The sequence below is a fragment of the Yersinia massiliensis CCUG 53443 genome (assembly GCF_000312485.1).
Taxonomy (GTDB): Bacteria; Pseudomonadota; Gammaproteobacteria; order Enterobacterales; family Enterobacteriaceae; genus Yersinia; species Yersinia massiliensis.
The window spans coordinates 168509-192176 of record NZ_HE997644.1 but is presented as its reverse complement, the minus strand read 5'-3'; the positions used below and the strand labels follow the sequence as shown (position 1 = coordinate 192176).

Sequence of the window (23668 nt, the reverse complement as noted above, 5' to 3'; positions counted from 1 at the left end):
TTATAGGTGAATTTTACCATTCTACTGTAATCAGTTGCGCCATCTGGCTCTTACGGCTGAGGCTGTCTTTGCTAAGCAGTGAACCATCTGGAGCAATAAAAGCATGGCTGATTTTAGGTTCTGCCACCCATCCACCTCCTTGACGACACTGTATATTTGGATAATTCACGTTTGAATCACTTGCTGTGTGAGCAGATTGATTCGGGGATTGCACCTGACAAGATGAAACGATAGTCAGGCGTATATCGAGTGTGCCGCTAAGCCCCTGGGCCAGCGACGGACTGGCAAAAAATACCAGCCAAAACATCAAAAAAACATATTTCATCATTTTAACTGCGCTTTTGACTGTCGGTGTCCCACTTAGTCAGCTAAATGGGGATATCCTTCTTGCTTGATGTAGCAGCTTGTTCGCTGCAACGATATTAGTTTGAATGATATCGACTAATTATTTAAAAACTTGAAGATTTAAATCACATCAATACAAAAAATAAGGTTGAGTACTAGAATCTATGCGTGGATTTTCTGACGCCAAAAGAGCCTAAAAATTCAACGTGAAGATTAAAAACTGCACGTAGTGTACAAAATATAAGCTTAGTTTGGCAATTATTCTTGCGGGCCATGATCAATGCTCAATTTCAAATGTTGGCAGCTTCAAACGCCAGCGGATGGCGGCAAGCCGAATACCGAGTGTTATCACCATCCCCAACATCATTGCTTGCTGCAATGGCATGCCGAAAGTGTAAAAAGCAGTAGCATGGACAATACCGCCAATGATGCAGGCTGTGGCATAAATCTCAGTACGCAGGATCATCGGTATTTCACGTGCTAGCACATCACGGATAATCCCGCCGCCAACACCGGTAATCACACCCATACAGATAGCCACCAACGGGCTGGCGCCCGCTGCAAAGGCTTTATTGACGCCGATACCCACGAATACCGCCAGACCAATGGCATCCAATACTGGCAGTATCCATTTTGGTGTCCGTCTTGGCTGACGGACCAATAAAATTGTTGCTAAACAAGTGACCATTGCCACCACCAAATCCGTGGGGTCTTTGACCCAAAATACCGGACCATTGGCTAACGCCATATCGCGAATAGTGCCCCCGCCGACAGCGGTAACTACCCCCAAAACCAGCACCCCGAACGGATCCATCCGCAACTTCCCCGCCAGCAACACGCCGGAGATAGCAAATACCGCAGTACCTAAAATATCCAGCCAATAAACCAGCATTAATGTGACTCCGCCACAAGGGATGGAAGGCTTGCCATTTGCTGGCAGAGCTGTTTAGCGGCCAGCAGGATACGTGGGCCAGCGCGATTAAACCAGTCCTCATTAAGGGTTATCACCGGTACTGTGAGCTGAGGCCGCCAAAAGGCGCTGACGTTCTCAGCCTGAGACTTTTTACCGCCCACGACGATCACTTGTGGTTGGCGGGTCATCACTTGCTCACGGCTCACCTGTGGCCAAGGAACTCGGCTGTTGGCAAAAATATTCTCTCCCCCACACACAGAGACGATCTCGCTCTGTAAGGTATGTCCTGAACTGGTAAATAAGGGTTGTGTACCAAATTGCAGGAACGTACGTAATGGGGATTGGCGAGCATAACGGCTACGTAATTCAGCAAATTGCTGGCGTAACTGTTCGGCAGCTTGATGAGCTTGCTCAGGGTGGGGGCTATATTGCGCCAATTTATCCAGATCATCTGCAATCTGATCAATATTAGCGGGGTCAGAATAGAGAATTGGAATGCCCAAAGAAGCGAGTTGTTCCAGCGGACGCTGTGGGTTTCCACCACGCCAAGCGAGGATGAGGTCAGGTTTTAGCGCCAAAATTCGCTCGACATTGACCCCTTGCCACGATGCCACATGTTCCAGTTTTTTCGCCGCTTCGGGATAGTCAGAGTAAGCACTTACCGCGACCAGTTTATCCCCCAACCCAGCGGCATAGGCCAACTCGGTTGTACTGGGCGATAAACTGATAATCCGCTCTACCGCCGATGCCTGTAAGCAAAACAGGCCAAGCAAGACCAGAGCGATGGCTTGAAGGTGAGCGATAGCTGATTGTGCCAAAGGGGCAAAAATAAACCGCCCCATTAACCGCGTTGAGCCAGCGTTGTTAACATCGCTTCAATCATACGCGTTGATTGTTTCGCGGCGACAACCAAGAATTCATCAAAACTCAGGTGAGATTCTTTATCTGCTACATCTGAAATCGCGCGAACGACAACGAATGGCGTCTTAAACAGATGACAAACGTGACCAATGGCGGCAGCTTCCATTTCAACGGCTGCGACAGTCGGGAAGGTGGCACGAATTCGTTCCAGAGGTGCCGCCCCATTAATGAAGGCATCGCCGCTGCAAATCAAACCGCGCACCGCGTTTAGGTCTAATTCTTTGATGCAATTTTCAGCCAACGCAATCAAATCTGCATCAGCAACGAAGGCAGCAGGACAACCAGCCATCTGGCCGGGTTCATAGCCAAACGCAGTGACATCAGCATCGTGATAGCGAACTTCAGTTGATACCACGATATCGCCCACTTTCAGGCTAGAGGCCAAACCGCCCGCAGAACCGGTGTTGATCACGATATCAGGCTTAAAATGCTCTAACAGTAAGGTTGTTCCCATTGCGGCAGAAACTTTGCCGATACCGGATTTCAGCAATACGACGTCCACACCATTAAGTTTGCCGCTGTACATCTCGCAGCCTGCACGGACTAAGGTTTGGCGATTTTCAATTTTGTCACGCAGTAGCGTCACTTCTTCTTCCATTGCACCAATAATGCCGACTTTCATAAGAGTACCTGCTGATTTTAAAGGATGGATTAATCTGTCATTAACGGCATACAGTTTATCAGCTAAGTGCGATATTCGGGTAGTTCAGCCAAGATAATGCGTAATGTGCCGCAGTTCATACGTTATCAATTGCATCTATGGTCAAGAGTGAGTATCACTATTTGTAATGAAATATCAGGGGGAAATATGTCTGGGATCGACTTTAAGCAGAAAATTAGTTTCCAGCGGCCGTTCGGTAAACCCAGTTCGGCGGAAGACGAATATGAGATTATCCGAGTATTCGAAAGCGATCGTGGGCGTATTGTCAACTCTGCGGCAATAAGGCGTTTACAGCAAAAAACACAGGTATTTCCGCTAGAGCGTAATGCGGCGGTACGCAGTCGCCTGACGCATTCGTTGGAAGTCCAGCAGGTGGGGCGATATATTGCCAAAGAGATCCTAAATCGATTTAAGCAAGATAAAAAGATCACGGCTTATGGTTTGGATAAGCTGCTAGATCCTTTTGAAAGTATTGTGGAAATGGCTTGTTTGATGCATGACATCGGCAACCCGCCTTTTGGCCATTTTGGCGAGTCAGCTATCAATAATTGGTTTTCCAAACAGATGGATCCAAACGGTGGTGGAGTAGAACCGCGGGGTAAGGATCAATGCTTGGTGAACGCGCTTAGGCTGCGAGAAGGCGAAGCTGAACTGAATATCCTACGCAGCAAAATACGCCATGATCTCAGCCAGTTTGAAGGTAACGCACAAGCCATAAGGTTAGTTTACAGCTTATTAAAACTGAATCTGACTTATGCGCAAGTGGGCTGTATTCTTAAATATACAAAACCGGCTTATTGGTCTGGCGATATTCCTAATTCCCATCATTACTTGATGAAGAAGCCAGGTTTTTATCTTGCCGAAGAAAACTATGTGAAAGATTTACGCCGTGAACTCAATATGGGGGAGTTTAATCGTTTCCCGCTCACCTATATTATGGAAGCCGCCGATGATATTTCTTATTGCATCGCTGATTTAGAAGATGCGGTAGAAAAAAGTATTTTTAGCGTTGAGCAACTTTATGACCATATGATGAAAGAGTGGGGCGATGTCACGCATGGTGATTTGTTTGATAAAGTAGTCGGAAGTGCATTTAGACAATTGGGGCGTGAACAAGGTCGGCGCAGTACTGAAGATCAATTCTTTATGTATTTACGAGTCAATACGGTAGGAAAATTGGTTCCCCATGCCGCACAACGTTTTATTGAAAACCTACCGGCTGTCTTTTCTGGTTCTTTTAATCAAGCATTATTAGAAGATTCCAGTGCAGCATGTAAATTATTGCAAATTTTTAAAAAGGTTGCGGTAAAACACGTCTTTAATCATCCAGAAGTAGAACAGCTTGAATTACAAGGATATAGAGTAATTAGTGGGTTGCTCGACATTTATAGCCCGCTATTAGCGATGCCACAGGCCGCTTTCACGCAATTAGTCGCCCAAGATAGTCACCGCCAGTATCCCATTGAGACAAGGCTATTTCATAAATTGTCGACAAAACATCGTTTATCTTATGCTGAATCAGTCGAGAGGCTACGTAATTTACCATCAGAACATTATGAGATATATGAATATTATTATCGTGCTCGTCTCATTCAAGATTATATCAGTGGCATGACAGACCTTTATGCTTACGATGAATATCGGCGCTTAATGGCTGCGGAATAGTATGCAAACAAATTAATTTTCCCTTTTAATTAACTGTAGTTTTGTAAAGACGGACAATATTTTTTACTTTTCTGATTCTTGGGTCTATGAACTTCAACCCCCATATTCAATCTTACAAGCAAGACGACATTGGTCTGCCACTCATTTATTGAATCATTATTAATTGTATATCGGGAATCAGAATACATGAAAAAAACAGCTTTAGTGTTAAGTGCATTGGCATTGAGCGTTGGCTTAGCCATGGGGCCAGTTTCTACTGCCATTTCGGCAGAAACGGCTGCTTCCAGCAGCCAGCAACTCCCAAGCCTAGCGCCAATGCTAGAGAAAGTGATGCCTTCCGTTGTGAGTATCAACGTGGAAGGTAGCGCTCAGGTAAGCAATGCCGGTGCGGGTGGTATGCCACCACAATTCCAGCAGTTCTTTGGCGATGATTCACCATTCTGCCAGGATGGCTCTCCATTCCAAGGTTCTCCAATGTGTCAGGGCGGCCAAGGTGGTAAAGGTGGCATGCCAAGTAAGCAAGAGTTCCGTGCGTTGGGGTCTGGGGTCATTATTGATGCCGCCAAAGGCTACGTTGTGACCAATAACCACGTGGTGGATAATGCGACCAAAATCAATGTCAAATTGAGCGATGGCCGCAGCTATGAAGCGAAAGTTATCGGTAAAGATCCGCGTACTGATATTGCTTTGTTGCAGTTGAAAGATTTTAAAAACCTGACCGCCATTAAAATGGCTGATTCGGATCAACTGCGCGTCGGTGATTATACCGTCGCCATCGGTAACCCTTATGGGCTAGGTGAAACCGTCACTTCCGGTATCGTATCCGCCTTGGGCCGCAGTGGCTTGAACGTAGAAAACTACGAAAACTTTATCCAGACAGATGCCGCGATTAACCGGGGTAACTCAGGTGGCGCGTTGATCAACCTCAATGGTGAGCTGATCGGCATTAACACGGCTATTTTGGCTCCAGATGGCGGTAATATTGGTATCGGTTTTGCCATCCCAAGTAACATGGTGAAAAACTTGACAGCTCAGATGGTTGAGTTTGGTCAGGTGAAACGTGGTGAGCTGGGTATCATGGGGACTGAGCTGAATTCTGAACTGGCAAAAGCCATGAATGTTGATGCTCAGAAAGGGGCCTTTATCAGCCAAGTCGTGCCGAAATCTGCTGCTGCGAAAGCTGGGATCAAAGCAGGTGATGTGATTGTTAGCATGAATGGCAAAGCAATCAACAGCTTCGCTGGCTTCCGTGCTGAAATTGGTACGATGCCTGTTGGCAGCAAAATGACCTTAGGTCTGCTGCGTGATGGTAAGCCTATCAATGTAGACGTGACCTTAGAGCAGAGCAGTCAATCTCAAGTTGACTCAGGCAATCTCTATACCGGTATTGAGGGGGCTGAACTGAGCAACTCTGATGTTAACGGTAAAAAAGGCGTGAAAGTCGACAACGTGAAAAGCGGCACTGCTGCAGCGCGTATCGGTCTGAAGAAAGGCGATATTATTATCGGGATTAACCAGCAGCCAGTCCAAAATCTGGGTGAACTGCGTAAGATTCTTGATTCTAAGCCATCAGTATTAGCATTGAATATTCAGCGTGGTGACACATCACTCTATTTGTTGATGCAGTAACGAATGCTGATGCAAAAAAGATTGCTGATGCATAAGCCAGTGTTTGTGCTGGATTGAGCATCAAGTCAGTCGAATCACAAAGGGCACAGTCGTTTTATCGCTGTGCCCTTTTTATATCTGTTGATCGGCCTCATCAGCTTGAGATTACGCAGCCCCTAAGTAACTCTTGGCGGCATGGCGAACATTTTCTATCTCATCGATCAATTCAAGCCATTCCGGTTGCAGATCCTGTAGGTCGGTTTGTTGGCGCAACTGCTGCTCAATTGTCATGCAAAGCTGCCTGAGCCGTGGCACACCACTACAGGCGCAGCTGCCATGGAACTTATGAATCAGATTCAGGATATCCTCATCATTCGCCCCCGCTAAAATAGCCTGTACACGCTCAGTGACTTGCGGCATAAAATCTAACAACATCGTGAGCAGATCTTTAGCGAGCACTTCTTTATTTGCTGCTTGCCTCACGGCCAAAGGCCAATCTATTGCCCCTGCATACTCATGCGGTGCGAGTGGGCGCATATCGTTTTCTATTGTCAGCGGTGGGGTGCTAGGGTGCAGAAAGCGAGAAAGTGCTTGTAACAGCCGAGCTTCATCAATCGGTTTTGCCAAATAATCAGCCATGCCTAATTTTAGCAATTGCTCTTGTTGCCCTCTCACCGCATGTGCAGTGACGGCAATGATCGGTGTGTCCAGATGGTGGGACATTTGATGAATGATTTCACTGGCACGGATGCCATCAATTTCTGGCATTTGAATATCCATTAAGATGATATCCAAGGTATTTTCTCTTGCGTAGGCAATGGCTTTCGCACCGCTGTCACAGAGCACTGTTTCTGTGACTTGCTCTTCTAGCAGCGTGCCAATTAATTTCAAATTTGCTGGATTGTCATCAACAGCCATCACTTTAAAGGGGAGTTTTAGTGGTTTCTCTGCTTGATCGACGGCGGGTGACTCGCTAACTGATTCTTCCAATAATAATAAAGGAATCAACCGATTAGATGACATTGGCTTGATGAGGCATGCTTTAGCGCCTATCAACTTGAGTTGCTCGGCCTCCACTTGCGACTGACTCGGTAGCGCCAGAATTACGCGTTCTGAGATTTTCAACGCTGCAATTAATTTATCCTGATGGACTGCCATATTATTGCGGAACGGAATAGGGACGCCGACAAGCAGGAAATCATAATGCTGAACGGGTAATTGCGCTAAGGTCAGGCTATGAGTGACCTGCAAAGGCGTGATGCTGAGAATATCCAGTGTAGCTCTTGCTGCAGTGCTATTGCGCTCAATATAGGCTAATGTTTTCCCTTCCAAAAATGACATGTCAGGAAGACGATAAGAGATAGTTTCGTTCAGATCCAGAGGGATCTGGAACCTAAACGTTGACCCCTTATCCACCTGACTATAGAAGCTGATGTCACCCCCCATCTCTTTGACCAGCCTTTCGGTAATGACCAAACCAAGGCCGGTACCACCATGGCGACGTGAAATGCTGGCATCTGCTTGGCGAAATGCTTGGAATAACTGAGCTTGCTGCGATTCAGAAATACCGATGCCAGTATCGTGAATCTCTACCACTAGCGTGACTTGCTGTGCGGTTTTTGCCTTCACGGCAACCAAAATATCAATGTTGCCCTGTTCGGTGAATTTAATCGCATTTCCAAGCAAGTTAGTGACAATTTGCTGCAAACGCATTGCGTCCCCGACCACTTGCTCAGGCACATCATTATTAATGTGTAGCGTCAGCTCCAAACCTTTCTCATGCGCCGTGTGCGTCAGCAAAATGATGACTTCGTCTATTGTGCCGCGCAGTGAGAAGGGGATGTGTTCCAGAATTAATTTCTCAGCTTCCAGTTTGGAGAAGTCCAGCACGTCATTAATGATGCATAACAGGTTATTGGCTGAGCGTTGGATCGTCTGTAAATAGTCGGTTTGCGTAGGCGTGAGTGAAGTTTTCAGTGTTTGGCGGGTAAAGCCAATCACCCCATTGAGTGGCGTGCGCAGCTCATGGGACATGTTGGCGAGAAACTCAGATTTAATCCGCGCGGCTTCTTGAGCACGCTTATTCGCCAATCCCAATTCGACGTTTTGTATCTCCATCTGCTCCAGTGTTTCGCGCAGATCGGATGTGGCTTGATCGATATTTTGCTGCATCTCTTCGTGATAGGCCGCCAATGACATCGCCATCGAATTGATACCATTTTTCAGAATATTCAGCTCACCCAACATATGCCCTTCAACTCGGCTATCTAATTGACCGCGACGAATACGGTCAACGGCATTTACCATGTTGCGAATTGGGCCAGTGACATCGCGCATTAGACGATAGGCAAACAGGATGGCGACACACATGCAGAACAGCAATAGCAGGGTCGAAACAAAGATCTCTTTATATTGCTGCAAACGGACAGATTGCAGATCCAGATCGATGGCGATATAGCCTAGTGGCCGACTGGTGATGTCTGAATCTGATTCTCTATCACTGGATAAGTTGGCTTCAGAAACAATGGGCATACGCATAAGAAGCGAGTCACCATGGTAGGAAAGCATCAGTGAACGGGGGATGGACTCGCCTTGAGATAATCTTAATTGTGAGGAATTGTAATTATAGTTAGATGTGACAAAAAGATTATTATCTGCGTCGAAAACGGAAATTGACCGAACAATATTAGAATGACGGCGATGGAATAGATTAATTAACTGACGAATAGTGTCACGGTTACGGAAGGCCATTCCGTATTCACTGGCGACTGCCAGTGGCTCTATAATATTTGTGCCAGCGTTAACTATTTGGTTTTGCAGCTCATTATAGCGGTTTACCATAAACGATGTACTGAGTAACAGCCCAAGAAGCAGCGTGGGGGCTAAGATTAAAATCATCATGCGCGCGCGGAGACTGTATTTGGTCATGGTATTCCAATGTGGGAGAATTAGCAGCTGACGAAACTGACGCTCAATCAATCATTATGGCGCAATTCTACTCTCCAAACCGACGTGTGACGACCCGACAAACAATAACTGTGACAGTAAACTCGCTCGATCCCTTTGGTCAGGGTGTTGCGCGCCACCAAGGCAAAGCTATTTTTATCCCAGGTGCATTACCGGGGGAACAAGCCGAAATTGAGCTATTCGAGCAGAAACGCCAGTATAGCCGCGGCAAACTTAAACGCTTGCTGAACCAAAGCAGCGAAAGGGTCACGCCTCCTTGCCCTCACTTTGCAATTTGTGGAGGCTGTCAGCAGCAACACGCCAGTTGCCAACTACAACAAAGTAGCAAAGCAGACTCCCTAAAACGTCTGATGATGCAAGTCACGCATATCAATCTTGTGCTCGATCCAGTGATCTGCGGACCTGACTACGGCTATCGGCGGCGGGCGAGGTTAGGACTCGTCTATCAGCCAAAACAGCAGCGATTGCAAATGGGATTTCGTCAAACGGAATCTCATGATTTGGTTAATATTACGCGCTGTCCCGTTCTACGACCGGAATTGGAGCGACTGCTACAGCCCCTTCATCAGTGTTTGTCAGCTTTGCAGGCAGTGCAGCGATTAGGGCATGTGGAACTGGTTTTGGCGGATAATGGTCCATTGCTGGTTCTACGTCACCTTGATACCCTTCAAGAGGTAGATCGCATCGCGTTAGCCGACTTTGCCCAACGAGAACGGGTGACGCTGTATTTGGCTGGCGACAGTGAGAATGTCGATAAACTCTTTGGTGAGGAACCCTATTACCGAATCGACGGTCTACGCTTAGCATTCCATCCGCGAGATTTTATCCAGGTCAATGATGCGGTCAACCAGCAAATGGTGGCTCAGGCTATTGCATGGCTTGATGTGCAGCCAGATGAACGAGTGCTGGATTTGTTTTGCGGTATGGGTAATTTTACGTTGCCGCTGGCAAAACGCGCACGTGAAGTGGTTGGGGTGGAAGGAGTTGCGGCGTTAGTGGCGAATGGGCAGTATAATGCGCGATATAATGTTTTGCCCAATGTGTCATTTTTCCATGAAAATCTCGAATCTGATATTCGTTGCCAGCCTTGGGCGGCACAAGGGTTCGATAAAGTATTATTAGACCCTGCACGTGCTGGTGCTGCTGGGGTCATGTCACATATAGTTAAACTGGCGCCAAAGCGAGTGGTGTATGTTTCGTGTAATCCCACTACGCTGGCACGGGATAGTCAGGTGTTATTAGCCGCCGGTTACCGTCTTGCCCAGGTGCGAATGTTAGATATGTTTCCCCACACCGGGCATCTTGAATCTATGGCGCTGTTCATACAGGCGTCAGGGGTCGCAAAGTAGGGAGAAGTTATGGTTGCGGTACGCAGTGCACATTTGAATCCCGCGGGCGAGTTTGCGCTCGACGATTGGATCGCCAGTTTGGGGCTTCCCAATCCGCAGTCATGTGAGCGATTAGCCGAAACCTGGCGTTACTGTGAACAACAGACGCAAAACCATCCCAATGCCTCGCTATTGCTGTGGCGTGGCCTTGAAATGGTTGAAATTCTATCCACGCTGAGCATGGATAATGACAGCATGCGCGCAGCGTTGCTGTTCCCGCTGGTGGATGCCAATGTGGTTGATGAAGCCACATTGACCGAACAGTTCGGTAAAGGTATTACCTATCTGGTGCATGGTGTGCGTGATATGGACGCCATTCGTCAGTTAAAAGCCACCCATAATGATTCCATGAGCTCTGAGCAAGTCGATAACGTGCGCCGCATGTTACTGGCGATGGTGGAGGATTTTCGCTGTGTGGTCATCAAATTGGCAGAACGTATCGCGCATCTGCGTGAAGTCAAAGATGCACCTGAAGATGAACGGGTGTTGGCGGCTAAAGAGTGTTCCAACATTTATGCGCCGTTAGCAAACCGCTTGGGGATTGGCCAGATTAAATGGGAGTTAGAAGACTTCTGTTTCCGTTATCTGCACCCCGATGAATATAAGCAAATCGCTAAATTACTTCACGAGCGCCGTATCGACCGTGAACAATTTATTGATGATTTCGTCGCGTCATTGCGCAAAGCGATGGCGGATGAAGGCATCAAAGCTGAGATTTATGGCCGTCCTAAGCACATCTACAGCATTTGGCGCAAAATGCAGAAAAAATCGCTCGCGTTTGATGAGTTGTTTGATGTGCGTGCCGTGCGAGTGGTCGTCGAGCGTTTACAGGATTGTTATGCCGCGTTGGGGATTGTGCATACCCATTTTCGTCATTTGCCAGATGAATTTGATGATTATGTCGCTAACCCTAAACCTAATGGCTATCAGTCGATTCATACGGTAGTGCTCGGGCCACGCGGTAAAACGCTTGAAATTCAGATTCGTACCCGCCAGATGCATGAAGATGCCGAGCTGGGGGTCGCTGCACACTGGAAATATAAAGAAGGCGCTGTTGCGGCAGGCCGCTCTGGTTATGAAGGGCGCATTGCTTGGTTACGTAAGCTGATTGCTTGGCAAGAAGAGATGGCCGATTCCGGCGAAATGCTGGATGAAGTACGCAGTCAGGTCTTCGACGATCGCGTCTATGTGTTTACCCCGAAAGGTGATGTCATTGATTTGCCAGCCGGTTCAACACCGCTGGACTTTGCCTACCATATCCACAGTGATGTGGGGCATCGGTGTATCGGCGCGAAAATCAGTGGGCGCATCGTTCCCTTTACCTACCAGTTGCAGATGGGTGATCAAATTGAAATCATCACTCAGAAACAGCCAAACCCAAGTCGTGATTGGTTGAATCCGAATCTTGGTTACGTCACCACTAGCCGTGGGCGTTCCAAGATACATAACTGGTTCCGAAAACAAGACCGAGATAAGAATATCCTTGCTGGCCGGCAGATGCTGGATGACGAACTCGAGCATATGGATATCAGCCTAAAAGAGGCTGAGAAGCTACTGGTACCGCGCTATAACATGAATTCTATGGATGAAGTGTTAGCGGCTATTGGTGTCGGTGATATTCGCCTGAATCAGATGGTGAACTTCCTGCAAGGGAAACTGAATAAGCCGACAGCGGAAGAGGCTGATTTAGAAGCGTTACGCCATCTGAACAATAAAACGCCGCCGCCGCCGCGTAATGCCAGTAAAGACAGCGGGCGGATTGTGGTTGAAGGTGTCGGCAACCTGATGCACCACATCGCTCGTTGCTGCCAGCCAATCCCCGGTGATGAGATTGTCGGCTTTATCACGCAGGGAAGGGGGATATCTATCCACCGCGCAGACTGCGAACAGTTGGCTGAATTACAATCTCATGCGCCTGAGCGGATTGTCGATGCGGTTTGGGGGGAGAGTTATTCTAGTGGCTATTCACTTGTCGTGCGTGTAACCGCCAATGACCGCAGCGGCTTGCTCCGCGATATCACCACGATTTTGGCGAATGAAAAAGTCAATGTGTTGGGGGTTGCCAGCCGTAGCGATACCAAAAAGATGGTGGCAACCATTGATATGGATATCGAGATCTATAACTTGCAAGTGCTCGGGCGAGTATTGGCGAAGCTGAATCAACTGCCTGATGTGATAGATGCCCGCCGTCTTCACGGCAACTAGTAATCCTTAAACTGCGACTGTGCCTCGCTATTTTAGCTTGGTGCAGTTCGCACTTAGGCGGGCAGTGCTCGCTGTGTCTTGACTTATATAGTGAAATTGATGAATACGAATCAGCCTGCAACTGACACCACCGCACTCGCCTTGCAACGTTTGTTGGATATTATGCGCACCTTGCGTGACCCAGAACAAGGTTGTCCGTGGGACCGTAAACAGACGTTTGATACGATCGCCCCTTATACGTTGGAAGAAACTTACGAAGTGCTTGACGCGATTCAGCGCAAGGATTTTGATGATTTACGTGATGAACTGGGCGATTTGCTGTTCCAAGTGGTGTTTTATGCCCAAATGGGGCAGGAACAAGGGCTGTTTGCCTTTGATGATGTCTGCCATGCCATTAGCGATAAATTAGTGCGTCGCCATCCCCATGTGTTCCCCAATGAACCGCAGCACGCATCAGAAGCAAACATGGGCAGTGAGGCCGCGCTGGCAGGTTGGGAATCCCGTAAAGCGGAAGAACGAGCGGAGAAAGCGTTGTATTCGGCTTTGGATGATATTCCTGATGCGCTGCCGGCTTTAATGAAAGCACATAAAATTCAGAAACGCTGTGCGTCGGTGGGTTTTGATTGGGATACATTGGGGCCGGTGCTAGACAAAGTTTACGAAGAGATTGATGAAGTGATGTTCGAGGCGCGTCAAGTCGTGGTCGATGAAGATAAACTGGGTGAAGAAATCGGTGATTTACTGTTTGCCACGGTGAATCTGTCTCGCCATTTAGGCCACAAAGCTGAAAATGCCTTGCAAGCCGCTAATCGAAAGTTTGAACGGCGTTTTCGTCAAGTAGAACAGATCGTTACCGCATCAGGTCGGACCATGGAAACGGCCACACTTGATGAAATGGAAGCCGCTTGGCAGCAAGTTAAAAAGCAAGAAACTGAAATGTAAGGTGTTTTAATTCATTTCATGGATGATTACGGAATTTGAATTACGTTAATTAATTGAATTATAACGAATAATAAGATGATGTTACGAGCAGTTTTAGCTGCTTAAACTGCCAGGGTAGCGGAGATCATTTGTAGCGAAACCAAGGTTCCGGTATACTACTTTCCCGTCCTGGTACTTCCATCGTCTTTAAACCTAAACTCTCAGGTTCAGCATGACAACTAATTATATTTTTGTGACCGGCGGGGTTGTATCCTCTCTGGGTAAAGGCATTGCCGCAGCCTCTCTGGCGGCTATACTTGAAGCCCGTGGCCTCAACGTAACCATCATGAAACTGGACCCGTATATTAACGTGGATCCAGGTACCATGAGCCCGACACAACACGGGGAAGTTTTTGTCACCGAAGATGGTGCTGAGACCGATCTGGATTTAGGGCACTATGAGCGCTTCATTCGTACCAAAATGACCCGTCGTAATAACTTCACCACGGGCCGTATCTATTCCGAAGTCCTGCGTAAAGAACGTCGTGGCGACTACCTCGGCGCAACCATTCAAGTTATCCCGCATATCACCAATGCTATCAAAGAGCGCATCATCGAAGGCGGCGAAGGCCATGATGTTGTCTTAGTTGAAATTGGCGGTACGGTTGGGGATATCGAGTCTCTGCCATTCTTGGAAGCGATTCGTCAGATGGCGGTTGATGTTGGCCGCGAGCACACACTTTACATGCACCTGACGTTAGTTCCTTATCTGGCTGCGGCCGGTGAAGTGAAAACTAAGCCGACTCAACATTCGGTAAAAGAACTGCTTTCGATTGGTATTCAGCCAGATGTGCTGATTTGCCGTTCTGATCGCGCAGTTCCTGCTAATGAACGCGCTAAAATTGCGCTGTTCTGTAATGTGCCAGAGAAAGCCGTTATCTCACTAAAAGATGTTGATTCCATTTATAAAATCCCAGGGCTATTGAAATCACAGGGCCTTGACGATTATATTTGTAAACGATTCAGCTTAACTTGTCCTGAAGCAAATCTTGCTGAGTGGGAACAGGTATTATACGAAGAATCAAATCCAGGTGGGGAAGTCACCATCGGGATGATCGGCAAATATGTAGAACTGCCGGATGCCTATAAATCTGTGATTGAAGCCTTGAAGCACGGCGGGCTGAAAAATCGCCTCACAGTGAACATTAAGCTGATTGATTCGCAGGATGTTGAGACACGCGGCGAAGAGATGCTGAAAGGGCTGGATGCTATCCTCATTCCGGGTGGTTTTGGCTACCGCGGTGTGGAAGGCAAAGTGCTGGCAGCACGTTATGCCCGCGAACACAATATTCCTTACCTAGGCATTTGCTTGGGGATGCAAGTTGCACTGATGGAGTTTGCCCGCAATGTTGCGGGGATGGAAAACGCGAACTCCACAGAATTTGTGCCAGACTGTAAGTACCCGGTGGTTGCGTTAATCACCGAATGGCGTGATGAAGACGGCAACGTTGAAGTCCGTACGGAAGAAAGCGATTTGGGCGGTACTATGCGTGTGGGTGGGCAGCAATGCCACCTGACCGAAGGTAGCTTGGTACGTCAGATGTATGGCGAACCGACCATCGTTGAGCGCCATCGTCACCGCTATGAAGTCAACAACATGTTGTTGAAGCAGATTGAAGCTGCCGGCTTGCGTGTTGCCGGGCGTTCTGCGGATAACAAACTGGTGGAGATTATCGAGTTGCCAAACCATCCGTGGTTTGTCGCTTGCCAGTTCCATCCAGAATTTACTTCGACGCCACGTGATGGTCACCCGTTGTTCGCCGGCTTTGTGAAAGCGGCTGGTGAGTATCAGAAGCGCCAGGTGAAATAAAATATTTGGTAGAAGGGGCGGCAGCGATGTCGCCCCCTCTGTCTGGAGTTTTAGTTTAACTTGTACTGAGGAAAATCTAATGTCCAAAATCGTTAAAGTCATCGGTCGCGAAATCATCGACTCCCGTGGTAACCCAACTGTAGAAGCTGAAGTTCATTTGGAAGGCGGTTTCGTTGGTTTGGCTGCGGCACCATCAGGTGCTTCTACTGGTTCCCGTGAAGCACTGGAACTGCGTGACGGTGACAAATCCCGTTTCCTGGGCAAAGGCGTTCTGAAAGCCGTTGCAGCAGTAAATGGTCCAATTGCTCAGGCAGTTTTGGGTAAAGATGCCAAAGACCAGGCTAACATCGATAAAATCATGATCGATCTGGACGGTACTGAGAACAAATCCCAGTTTGGTGCTAACGCCATCTTGGCCGTTTCTCTGGCAGCAGCGAAAGCAGCCGCAGCGTCTAAAGGCATGCCTTTGTATGAGCACATTGCTGAACTGAACGGCACTCCAGGCAAATTCTCTATGCCATTGCCTATGATGAACATCATCAACGGTGGCGAGCACGCTGATAACAACGTTGATATTCAAGAGTTCATGATCCAGCCTGTTGGCGCTAAAACCCTGAAAGAAGCTGTACGTATGGGTTCTGAAGTGTTCCATCACCTGGCTAAAGTATTGAAGTCTAAAGGTATGAACACGGCTGTTGGTGACGAAGGTGGCTATGCGCCAAACCTGGGTTCTAACGCTGAAGCACTGGCTGTTATCGCAGAAGCGGTAAAAGCAGCAGGTTACGAGCTAGGTAAAGACATTACTCTGGCGATGGACTGTGCAGCATCTGAGTTCTACAAAGACGGTAAATATGTTCTGGCTGGCGAAGGCAACAAAGCTTTCACTTCTGAAGAGTTCACTCACTTCTTGGAAGACCTGACCAAACAATATCCAATCGTTTCCATCGAAGATGGCTTGGACGAATCTGACTGGGCTGGCTTCAAATACCAGACCGAAGTTCTGGGTGACAAAATCCAGTTGGTGGGCGATGACTTGTTCGTGACCAATACCAAGATCCTGAAAGAAGGTATCGAGAAAGGTATTGCTAACTCTATCCTGATTAAATTCAACCAGATCGGTTCTTTGACTGAAACTCTGGCTGCTATCAAGATGGCGAAAGATGCAGGTTACACCGCGGTTATCTCTCACCGTTCAGGCGAAACCGAAGATGCGACCATTGCTGATCTGGCAGTAGGTACTGCAGCTGGCCAAATCAAAACAGGTTCTATGAGCCGTTCTGACCGTGTCGCTAAATACAACCAACTGATCCGTATCGAAGAAGCGCTGGGCGACCGCGCACCATTCAACGGTCTGAAAGAAGTGAAAGGCCAGTAATTACTGCGCTTGATCATCTTTAAAGTTGATTGATAAAACCCGCTTCGGCGGGTTTTTTTATGAAGTAAATCCTACCCTAAACTTATCCAATTTTTTTTTTATCGTTTGGTTCTCTTGTGCAAGATTCTTCTGAAACTGGCGCATAACCCTCTCCAGACTCACATCTATTACACAGGTTACCGTGTAGATAATTTATAAGCCGTTATCATTATTAATGATCAAATTGATTTAATCACAATGCATAACGGAAGATAACTAATGAAACTGAAATACTTACTGTTACCGGCAATATTGTTCTCCAGCAGCTTATTTGCCGCGGAAGTGACTGTCACCATGAATGAAGCGTTGCCAGAAGGTAATGGCAAAGCGCTGGGCACGGTTACGGTAACTGAAACGGCTTATGGCTTATTGTTTACCCCTAATCTGACAGGGCTGACCACCGGTATTCATGGTTTCCATTTGCATGAAAACCCAAGTTGCGCAGCAGGCCAGAAAGAGGGCAAATCCGTGCCAGCGCTAGCGGCTGGCGGTCATTTTGACCCGCAAAAAACGGGTACACATCTTGGCCCTTACACAGATAAAGGGCATTTGGGTGACCTACCGGGACTGGTCGTCAATGCCGATGGTACTGCCAACTATCCCGTACTGGCTCCACGCCTAAAGTCGTTAACTGAGCTGAAACAGCATGCGTTGATGATCCATGAGGGTGGCGATAACTATGCTGACCATCCAATGGCACTTGGCGGCGGCGGTGCACGGATGGTCTGTGGCGTTATCGAGTAACGGATGACGAGTCGGATAACCCAATAGGCCACATGAAAGCGGCCTATTTGGTCACAGCCACGGAATCTGCGATAATCGCCCATTGGCCTGAATCACGATATAGAGAAACTGATGCTGTACCCGATTAATGAAATGTTCCAGACCTTGCAGGGCGAGGGTTACTTCACCGGCGTTCCGGCGATTTTTGTACGCTTGCAAGGCTGCCCAGTGGGCTGTAGTTGGTGTGATACCAAGCATACTTGGGAGAAAGAGGCGGATCGGGAAGTTGATATGCAGCGCATTATGGTGAAAACCGCCGAAAGTGATGCTTGGGGTTCCGCCACTGAGCAGCAGCTACTCGATATCTTTGCTCAACAAGGATATACCGCCCGTCACGTTGTGATCACGGGGGGCGAGCCATCTATTTACGATCTGCTCCCCCTCACTTCTGCGCTTGAGCAAGCCGGTTATAGCTGCCAAATTGAAACCAGTGGGACTCACGAAGTACGGTGCTCGGCCGAGACTTGGGTGACAGTATCGCCGAAAGTAAATATGCGTGGTGGCTTGAAAATACTCCCCCAAGCGTTGCAACGCGCAGATGAAATTAAGCATCCGGTCGCGCGTTTGCGGGATATTGAAGCATTGGAAGTGTTGTTGGCGACGCTACATGACGATAAGAAACGGGTCGTTGCGTTGCAGCCAATCAGCCAGAAGGATGAGGCGACTAAACTTTGTATTGAAACTTGCATCGCCAAGAACTGGCGGCTATCGATGCAGACGCATAAGTATCTCAATATAGCTTGAGATGTAGGGCGTGGACGCGCCCTAACAAACTATTTATCCGCGATAGACGCAGCCCGCAGAGCAGGTTTCTTTCACCATCACGGCGCTTAATTCCGGTAATTGCGGCTTAAGCTGCTGCCAAATCCAACTTGCCAACACTTCACTGGTCGGGTTTTCCAAACCAGGGATATCGTTGAGATAGTGGTGATCCAACCGCGCCCAAATGGGGTTAAAGGCCGCTTTCAGATCAGCAAAATCCATCACCCAGCCTGAATGAGCGTCAACTTCACCAGTCACCTCGATACGAACCATAAATGAATGGCCGTGCAGGCGACCACATTTGTGCCCTTCTGGCACATGTGGCAACAGGTGAGCGGCTTCAAACTGAAAATCTTTAAATAGGGTAGTGCTCATCATTCTGACCTTTTTGACTCGAAAAACTGCCGCATAGTACCGGAAAGTAGCGATTCTGGCTATGAAAGCACAGCTTCACGAACCCAGTTTAGCCCACGTCGCCACCATCATCGTTACGTAGCTCTCTGATTTATATGCAGACATACTAAACCGCAGCTTGATCTCTACCGGCGAGAAATTTCCTAATGAGTTGAACACTTTAACTCATATTAGTTACCTGAAAAACCGCTTAGTCGTTTTAGTTATTTATTATTTCCATCGCTTCTTTAATTGTTATGATCGGGATGGTTAACCTTACAAACCATATACCCTTGGTACGTGAAGTTTCAGAGGCGAGAGCCGCGTTCATTCGCAGGCTACCAATCAGCAACACTTAGGGTGTCAACTTTTGGCGTAAACTCTTCTCGCTGACGATCATGTGCATTAACCATGGCTAAAGCATAAAGGAATTCCTACAGCAATGACGACTCAGGCTCCTCCTACTTCTTTACTTCCGCTGTCGCCGGAACAGTTGGCCCGCTTACAAACAGCGGTTGGTGATTTATCGTCAACCCAAATGGCATGGCTGTCCGGTTACTTCTGGGGCATGGTTAACCAGCAACCCGGCGTGGTGGCATCTCCCGCCGCGATAGCGCCACCGGCGGTCACAATCACCCTGATTTCAGCGTCTCAAACCGGTAATGCAAGGCGTTTGGCCGAACAGTTACGTGATGACCTCGTTGCCGCTAAGCTCAGCGTGAATTTGGTTAATGCGGGTGATTATAAGTTTAAGCAAATTGCGCAGGAACGCCTGTTAGTTGTTGTCGCTTCTACTCAGGGTGAAGGTGAGCCAGCGGAAGAAGCTGTTGCATTGCACAAATTCCTATTCTCTAAAAAGGCCCCCAAGTTAGCTGAAACCGCTTTTGCGGTGTTCGGTCTGGGTGACACCTCTTACGAACATTTCTGTCAGGCAGGCAAAGATTTTGACAGCAAACTGGCGGAGCTAGGTGCTGAACGGTTATTAGATCGTGTCGATGCTGATGTGGAATATCAAGAATCAGCCCAACAATGGCGTCAGCAAGTTGTTGCAGCGTTGCAGGCCAGAGTTCCCGCTCAATCTACGGCGGCAGTAGTCGCAACGCAAAGTGGCGCAGTTGATGAAATCACGTCTAGCCCCTACAGCAAAACAGCACCCTTGACTGCGCAACTGTCAGTTCAGCAAAAAGTGACTGGCCGTAATTCAGAAAAAGATGTGCGCCACATTGAAATTGATTTAGGTGATTCTGGACTGCGTTACCAACCGGGTGATGCACTGGGTGTCTGGTTTGACAATGACCCGACTCTGGTCGAAGAATTACTCGCGCTTCTGTGGTTGAAAGGTGATGAGTTAGTGAGTATTGATGGGCAAAACATGCCGCTGCAACAAGCGCTGATCAGCCATCTTGAGCTAACACAAAACACCACCGTGATTGTCGATAAATACGCAGCACTGTCTCGTGATGAAGCCCTGATTGCATTATTGGCCGATAAATCGGCGTTGCAGCAGTATGCGAAAAACACCCCAATCGTCGATATGGTGCGTCAAGCCCCCTCTGATTTGAACGCTGACCAACTCGTCGCGTTATTACGACCACTGACACCGCGCCTTTACTCCATTGCTTCATCACAAGCTGAAACGGAAACTGAAGTGCATATCACCGTGGGCGTGGTGCGTTATGAGATTGATGGCCGCCCGCGCACTGGTGGGGCATCGGGCTATCTGGCTGATCGACTGGCGGTTGATGGCGATATCCGTATCTTCATCGAACATAACGATAACTTCCGTTTACCGGCGAACCCAGAAACGCCGGTTATCATGATTGGCCCTGGTACGGGTATCGCGCCTTTCCGCGCCTTTATGCAACAGCGTGAAGCGATTGGTGCTACGGGTAAGAACTGGCTGCTTTTTGGAAATCCGCATTTCACCGAGGACTTCCTCTATCAGGTTGAATGGCAGCGTTATGTCAAAGACGGTTTACTGACTCGCATTGATCTGGCTTGGTCGCGCGATCAGGCCCATAAAATATACGTACAAGACAAACTGCGCGAACAGGGCGCAGAGCTGTGGCGCTGGATTCAAGACGGCGCCCACATTTACGTCTGTGGCGATGCTAACCGCATGGCAAAAGACGTCGAGCAGGTTTTACTGGACGTGGTGGCTGAGCACGGTGCAATGGATACCGAGCAGGCTGATGAATATTTAAGTGAGCTGCGCTTGGCGCGCCGTTATCAGCGGGATGTGTACTGATGAAAGAAAAACACCCAGGACCACTGGTTGTCACCGGAAAACTCTCCGATGGCGAACGCATGAAGTCGGAAAGCCATTTCCTGCGCGGGACGATTGCCGAAGATCTGAATGACGGTCTGACCGGTGGTTTCAACGGCGATAACTTCCTGTTGATTCGCTTCCACGGCATGTATCAGCAAGATGACCGCGATATCCGTGCAGAACGTGCCGAGCAGAAGTTGGAACCTCGCCATGCCATGATGCTGCGTTGCCGCTTACCGGGCGGTATTATCACTCCGCAGCAGTGGCTGGGGATTGATAAGTTCGCAGCAGATAACACGTTATACGGCAGCATTCGTATTACCAACCGCCAGACATTCCAGTTTCATGGCATCCTGAAGGGCAACGTAAAACCGGCTCATCAGTTGCTCAATGAACTGGGGCTAGATGCCTTGGCGACCGCCAATGACGTTAACCGTAACGTGCTCTGTACATCGAACCCCGTCGAGTCGGTGCTGCATCAGGAAGCTTACGAATGGGCGAAAAAGATATCTGAACACTTGTTGCCGCGTACCCGAGCTTATGCCGAAATTTGGCTGGATGCAGAAAAAGTGGCGACCACGGATGAAGAGCCTATTCTCGGCGCGACCTATTTACCGCGTAAATTTAAAACCACAGTGGTTATTCCGCCGCAAAATGATGTCGATCTCCATGCTAATGACCTCAACTTTGTTGCTGTCGCGGAAAAAGGAAAATTGGTCGGCTTTAACGTGTTGGTAGGCGGTGGGCTTTCCATTGCTCACGGCGATAAAAATACCTATCCACGTAAAGCCAGTGAATTCGGCTATATCCCGCTGCAACATACATTGGCTATCGCTGAAGCGGTGGTGACGACCCAACGCGACTGGGGTAACCGTACTGATCGTAAAAATGCCAAAACCAAGTACACGCTTGAGCGTGTGGGTGTTGAGACCTTCAAAGCGGAAGTTGAAAAACGTGCTGGCGTGAGTTTTGGTGCCATCAAACCTTATCAATTTACTGGCCGCGGCGATCGTATTGGTTGGGTGAAGGGCGTCGATAAAAAATGGCATCTTACCCTCTTTATTGAGAATGGGCGTTTGCTGGATTACCCCGACCGTAGCCTGAAAACCGGTGTGGCTAAGATAGCTAAAATCCATCAGGGCGATTTCCGTTTGACCGCGAACCAGAACCTGATTGTGGCGGGCGTGCCGGAAAAAGAGAAATCGCGTATTGAGGCATTAGCCCGTGAGCATGGTTTGATGGACGATAATGTCAGCTCGCAGCGTGAAAACTCGATGGCTTGCGTGTCATTCCCCACTTGCCCACTGGCGATGGCGGAGGCTGAGCGTTTCTTGCCTGAATTCGTGACCCGCATTGAAGGTATTTTGCAGCAACATGGCCTGCCCGATGAACATATTGTCATGCGGGTGACTGGTTGTCCGAACGGTTGTGGTCGTGCATTGTTGGCTGAAATGGGGCTAGTGGGGAAAGCGGTTGGCCGCTATAACCTACATCTGGGCGGCAATCGGGAAGGCACTCGCATCCCTCGTATGTATCGCGAAAATATTACCGAAGATGAAATTTTGGCGATTACCGATCAATTAGTGGGGCGCTGGGCTAAAGAGCGTCATACCGATGAAGGCTTCGGGGACTTTGTGATTCGTGCGGGTGTGATTGCGCCAGTGATTGATTCAGCCCGTGACTTTTATGAAGTGCAGGAGGCCGTGTGAGCCGAATCAACCTGAGTGAGTTGAATTCATTACCGAAAGTCGAGCAGGTACTGGCATTGGCGGCGGTTAACAATGAACTTGAGGCATTATCCGCACAGGCGCGGGTTAGCTGGGCGTTGGATAATCTCCCTGGCGAGTTCGTGCTTTCGTCCAGCTTTGGTATTCAGGCGGCGGTCTGCTTGCATCTGGTCACCCGCCAGCGGCCGGATATTCCGGTGATCCTCACCGATACCGGTTATCTATTCCCTGAGACCTATCAGTTTATCGATGCGTTGACCGAGCAACTGCAACTTAACTTGCAGGTGTTTCGTGCACCGCAAAGCCCTGCGTGGCAGGAAGCCCGTTACGGCAAGTTATGGGAGCAGGGTGTCGAGGGTATCGAGCGCTACAATGAGCTGAATAAAGTGGAGCCAATGAATCGTGCGTTAGAGACATTGGGCGCGCAAACGTGGTTTGCTGGTTTACGCCGCGAGCAATCGGGTAGCCGTGCACAGTTACCGGTGTTGGCTATTCAGCGGGGGGTATTTAAGCTATTACCGATCATTGATTGGGATAATCGGCAGGTTTATCAGTATTTGACCCAAAATGGCCTGAGCTATCATCCGTTATGGGAGCAAGGTTATTTATCTGTCGGTGATACCCATACGACACGTAAATGGGAACCCGGGATGAGCGAAGAAGAGACTCGGTTCTTCGGCCTGAAACGTGAATGCGGTCTGCATGAAGGCTGATGCGGTAGATCAGCTGTTGATGCATCAACCATATACATATAAAGGGCGCAGGTTGCGGGTGAAGTCATTGAGCGAGTACCTGTTGCACTGATGACAGGCAGATCGTAAAGACGCCGTGAATCCGTCCTTGGAGGCTTGAGCCA

Annotated in this window: 18 protein-coding genes; 12 read left to right on the top strand and 6 right to left on the bottom strand. The window is 48.5% G+C overall.

The window, feature by feature from the left end; genetic code table 11:
* Window positions 1–13: 13 nt before the first annotated feature.
* The 4 genes from BN68_RS09960 to mtnN form a co-directional block, all read right to left on the bottom strand.
* Complete coding sequence (locus BN68_RS09960) at window positions 14–328, bottom strand: hypothetical protein (RefSeq protein WP_019211027.1); 315 nt, start codon at window positions 326–328, stop codon at window positions 14–16.
* A gap of 294 nt (window positions 329–622) precedes the next feature.
* Window positions 623–1237, bottom strand: a complete 615-nt coding sequence (locus BN68_RS09955) for a TRIC cation channel family protein (RefSeq protein WP_019211026.1) — start codon at window positions 1235–1237, stop codon at window positions 623–625.
* Entirely contained in the window at window positions 1237–2100 is an 864-nt protein-coding gene (btuF, locus tag BN68_RS09950; protein WP_019211025.1) for a vitamin B12 ABC transporter substrate-binding protein BtuF, read from the bottom strand. Before btuF ends, BN68_RS09955 begins: the two co-directional genes overlap by 1 nt.
* Complete coding sequence (gene mtnN, locus BN68_RS09945; RefSeq protein WP_019211024.1) at window positions 2100–2801, bottom strand: 5'-methylthioadenosine/S-adenosylhomocysteine nucleosidase; 702 nt, start codon at window positions 2799–2801, stop codon at window positions 2100–2102. The genes btuF and mtnN overlap by 1 nt, the downstream gene beginning before the upstream one ends.
* A gap of 186 nt (window positions 2802–2987) precedes the next feature.
* Between mtnN and dgt the strand changes: the two genes are divergently transcribed.
* Both dgt and degP read left to right on the top strand, forming a co-directional pair.
* A complete protein-coding gene (gene dgt, locus BN68_RS09940) occupies window positions 2988–4505 on the top strand; it encodes a dGTPase (protein ID WP_019211023.1) in 1518 nt (505 codons plus the stop codon).
* Window positions 4506–4691: 186 nt separating this feature from the next.
* Complete coding sequence (gene degP, locus BN68_RS09935) at window positions 4692–6134, top strand: serine endoprotease DegP (protein ID WP_019211022.1); 1443 nt, start codon at window positions 4692–4694, stop codon at window positions 6132–6134.
* A gap of 144 nt (window positions 6135–6278) precedes the next feature.
* Here degP and barA read toward each other — a convergent pair whose 3' ends face one another.
* The gene (barA, locus tag BN68_RS09930) at window positions 6279–9041 is read right to left on the bottom strand and encodes a two-component sensor histidine kinase BarA (RefSeq protein ID WP_019211021.1); all 2763 of its coding nucleotides are present in this window, start codon (window positions 9039–9041) and stop codon (window positions 6279–6281) included.
* Between the two features lie 56 nt (window positions 9042–9097).
* Between barA and rlmD the strand changes: the two genes are divergently transcribed.
* From rlmD to queE, 7 genes are all read left to right on the top strand, one after another.
* Window positions 9098–10429 (top strand): 23S rRNA (uracil(1939)-C(5))-methyltransferase RlmD, encoded by a 1332-nt coding sequence (rlmD, locus tag BN68_RS09925; protein ID WP_042806682.1) that lies wholly within the window; start codon window positions 9098–9100, stop codon window positions 10427–10429.
* A 9-nt stretch (window positions 10430–10438) separates the two neighbouring features.
* Window positions 10439–12673: a GTP diphosphokinase gene (relA, locus tag BN68_RS09920; protein ID WP_019211019.1), complete on the top strand. Its 2235-nt coding sequence runs from the start codon at window positions 10439–10441 to the stop codon at window positions 12671–12673.
* Window positions 12674–12772: 99 nt separating this feature from the next.
* Entirely contained in the window at window positions 12773–13615 is an 843-nt protein-coding gene (gene mazG / locus BN68_RS09915; RefSeq protein WP_019211018.1) for a nucleoside triphosphate pyrophosphohydrolase, read from the top strand.
* A gap of 211 nt (window positions 13616–13826) precedes the next feature.
* Window positions 13827–15464, top strand: a complete 1638-nt coding sequence (pyrG, locus tag BN68_RS09910) for a glutamine hydrolyzing CTP synthase (protein ID WP_005167247.1) — start codon at window positions 13827–13829, stop codon at window positions 15462–15464.
* Window positions 15465–15543: 79 nt separating this feature from the next.
* Window positions 15544–16839, top strand: a complete 1296-nt coding sequence (gene eno / locus BN68_RS09905) for a phosphopyruvate hydratase (RefSeq protein WP_019211017.1) — start codon at window positions 15544–15546, stop codon at window positions 16837–16839.
* Window positions 16840–17097: 258 nt separating this feature from the next.
* Window positions 17098–17622: a superoxide dismutase family protein gene (sodC, locus tag BN68_RS09900; RefSeq protein ID WP_019211016.1), complete on the top strand. Its 525-nt coding sequence runs from the start codon at window positions 17098–17100 to the stop codon at window positions 17620–17622.
* 111 nt (window positions 17623–17733) lie between these two features.
* Window positions 17734–18405, top strand: coding sequence for a 7-carboxy-7-deazaguanine synthase QueE (gene queE / locus BN68_RS09895; protein ID WP_019211015.1), 672 nt, complete (start codon window positions 17734–17736; stop codon window positions 18403–18405).
* Between the two features lie 33 nt (window positions 18406–18438).
* On the opposite strand, the gene queD is transcribed toward queE, so the two are convergent.
* A complete protein-coding gene (gene queD / locus BN68_RS09890) occupies window positions 18439–18798 on the bottom strand; it encodes a 6-carboxytetrahydropterin synthase QueD (protein WP_019211014.1) in 360 nt (119 codons plus the stop codon).
* Between the two features lie 460 nt (window positions 18799–19258).
* Here queD and cysJ point away from each other — a divergent pair, with 460 nt between their 5' ends.
* Genes cysJ through BN68_RS09875 form a run of 3 tightly spaced genes read left to right on the top strand, consistent with a single transcriptional unit; the run spans window position 19259 to window position 23525 of the window.
* A complete protein-coding gene (gene cysJ, locus BN68_RS09885) occupies window positions 19259–21064 on the top strand; it encodes an NADPH-dependent assimilatory sulfite reductase flavoprotein subunit (RefSeq protein WP_019211013.1) in 1806 nt (601 codons plus the stop codon).
* Window positions 21064–22794: an assimilatory sulfite reductase (NADPH) hemoprotein subunit gene (gene cysI / locus BN68_RS09880; protein WP_019211012.1), complete on the top strand. Its 1731-nt coding sequence runs from the start codon at window positions 21064–21066 to the stop codon at window positions 22792–22794. Before cysJ ends, cysI begins: the two co-directional genes overlap by 1 nt.
* Window positions 22791–23525, top strand: coding sequence for a phosphoadenylyl-sulfate reductase (locus tag BN68_RS09875; RefSeq protein ID WP_019211011.1), 735 nt, complete (start codon window positions 22791–22793; stop codon window positions 23523–23525). The genes cysI and BN68_RS09875 overlap by 4 nt, the downstream gene beginning before the upstream one ends.
* Window positions 23526–23668: the final 143 nt, after the last annotated feature.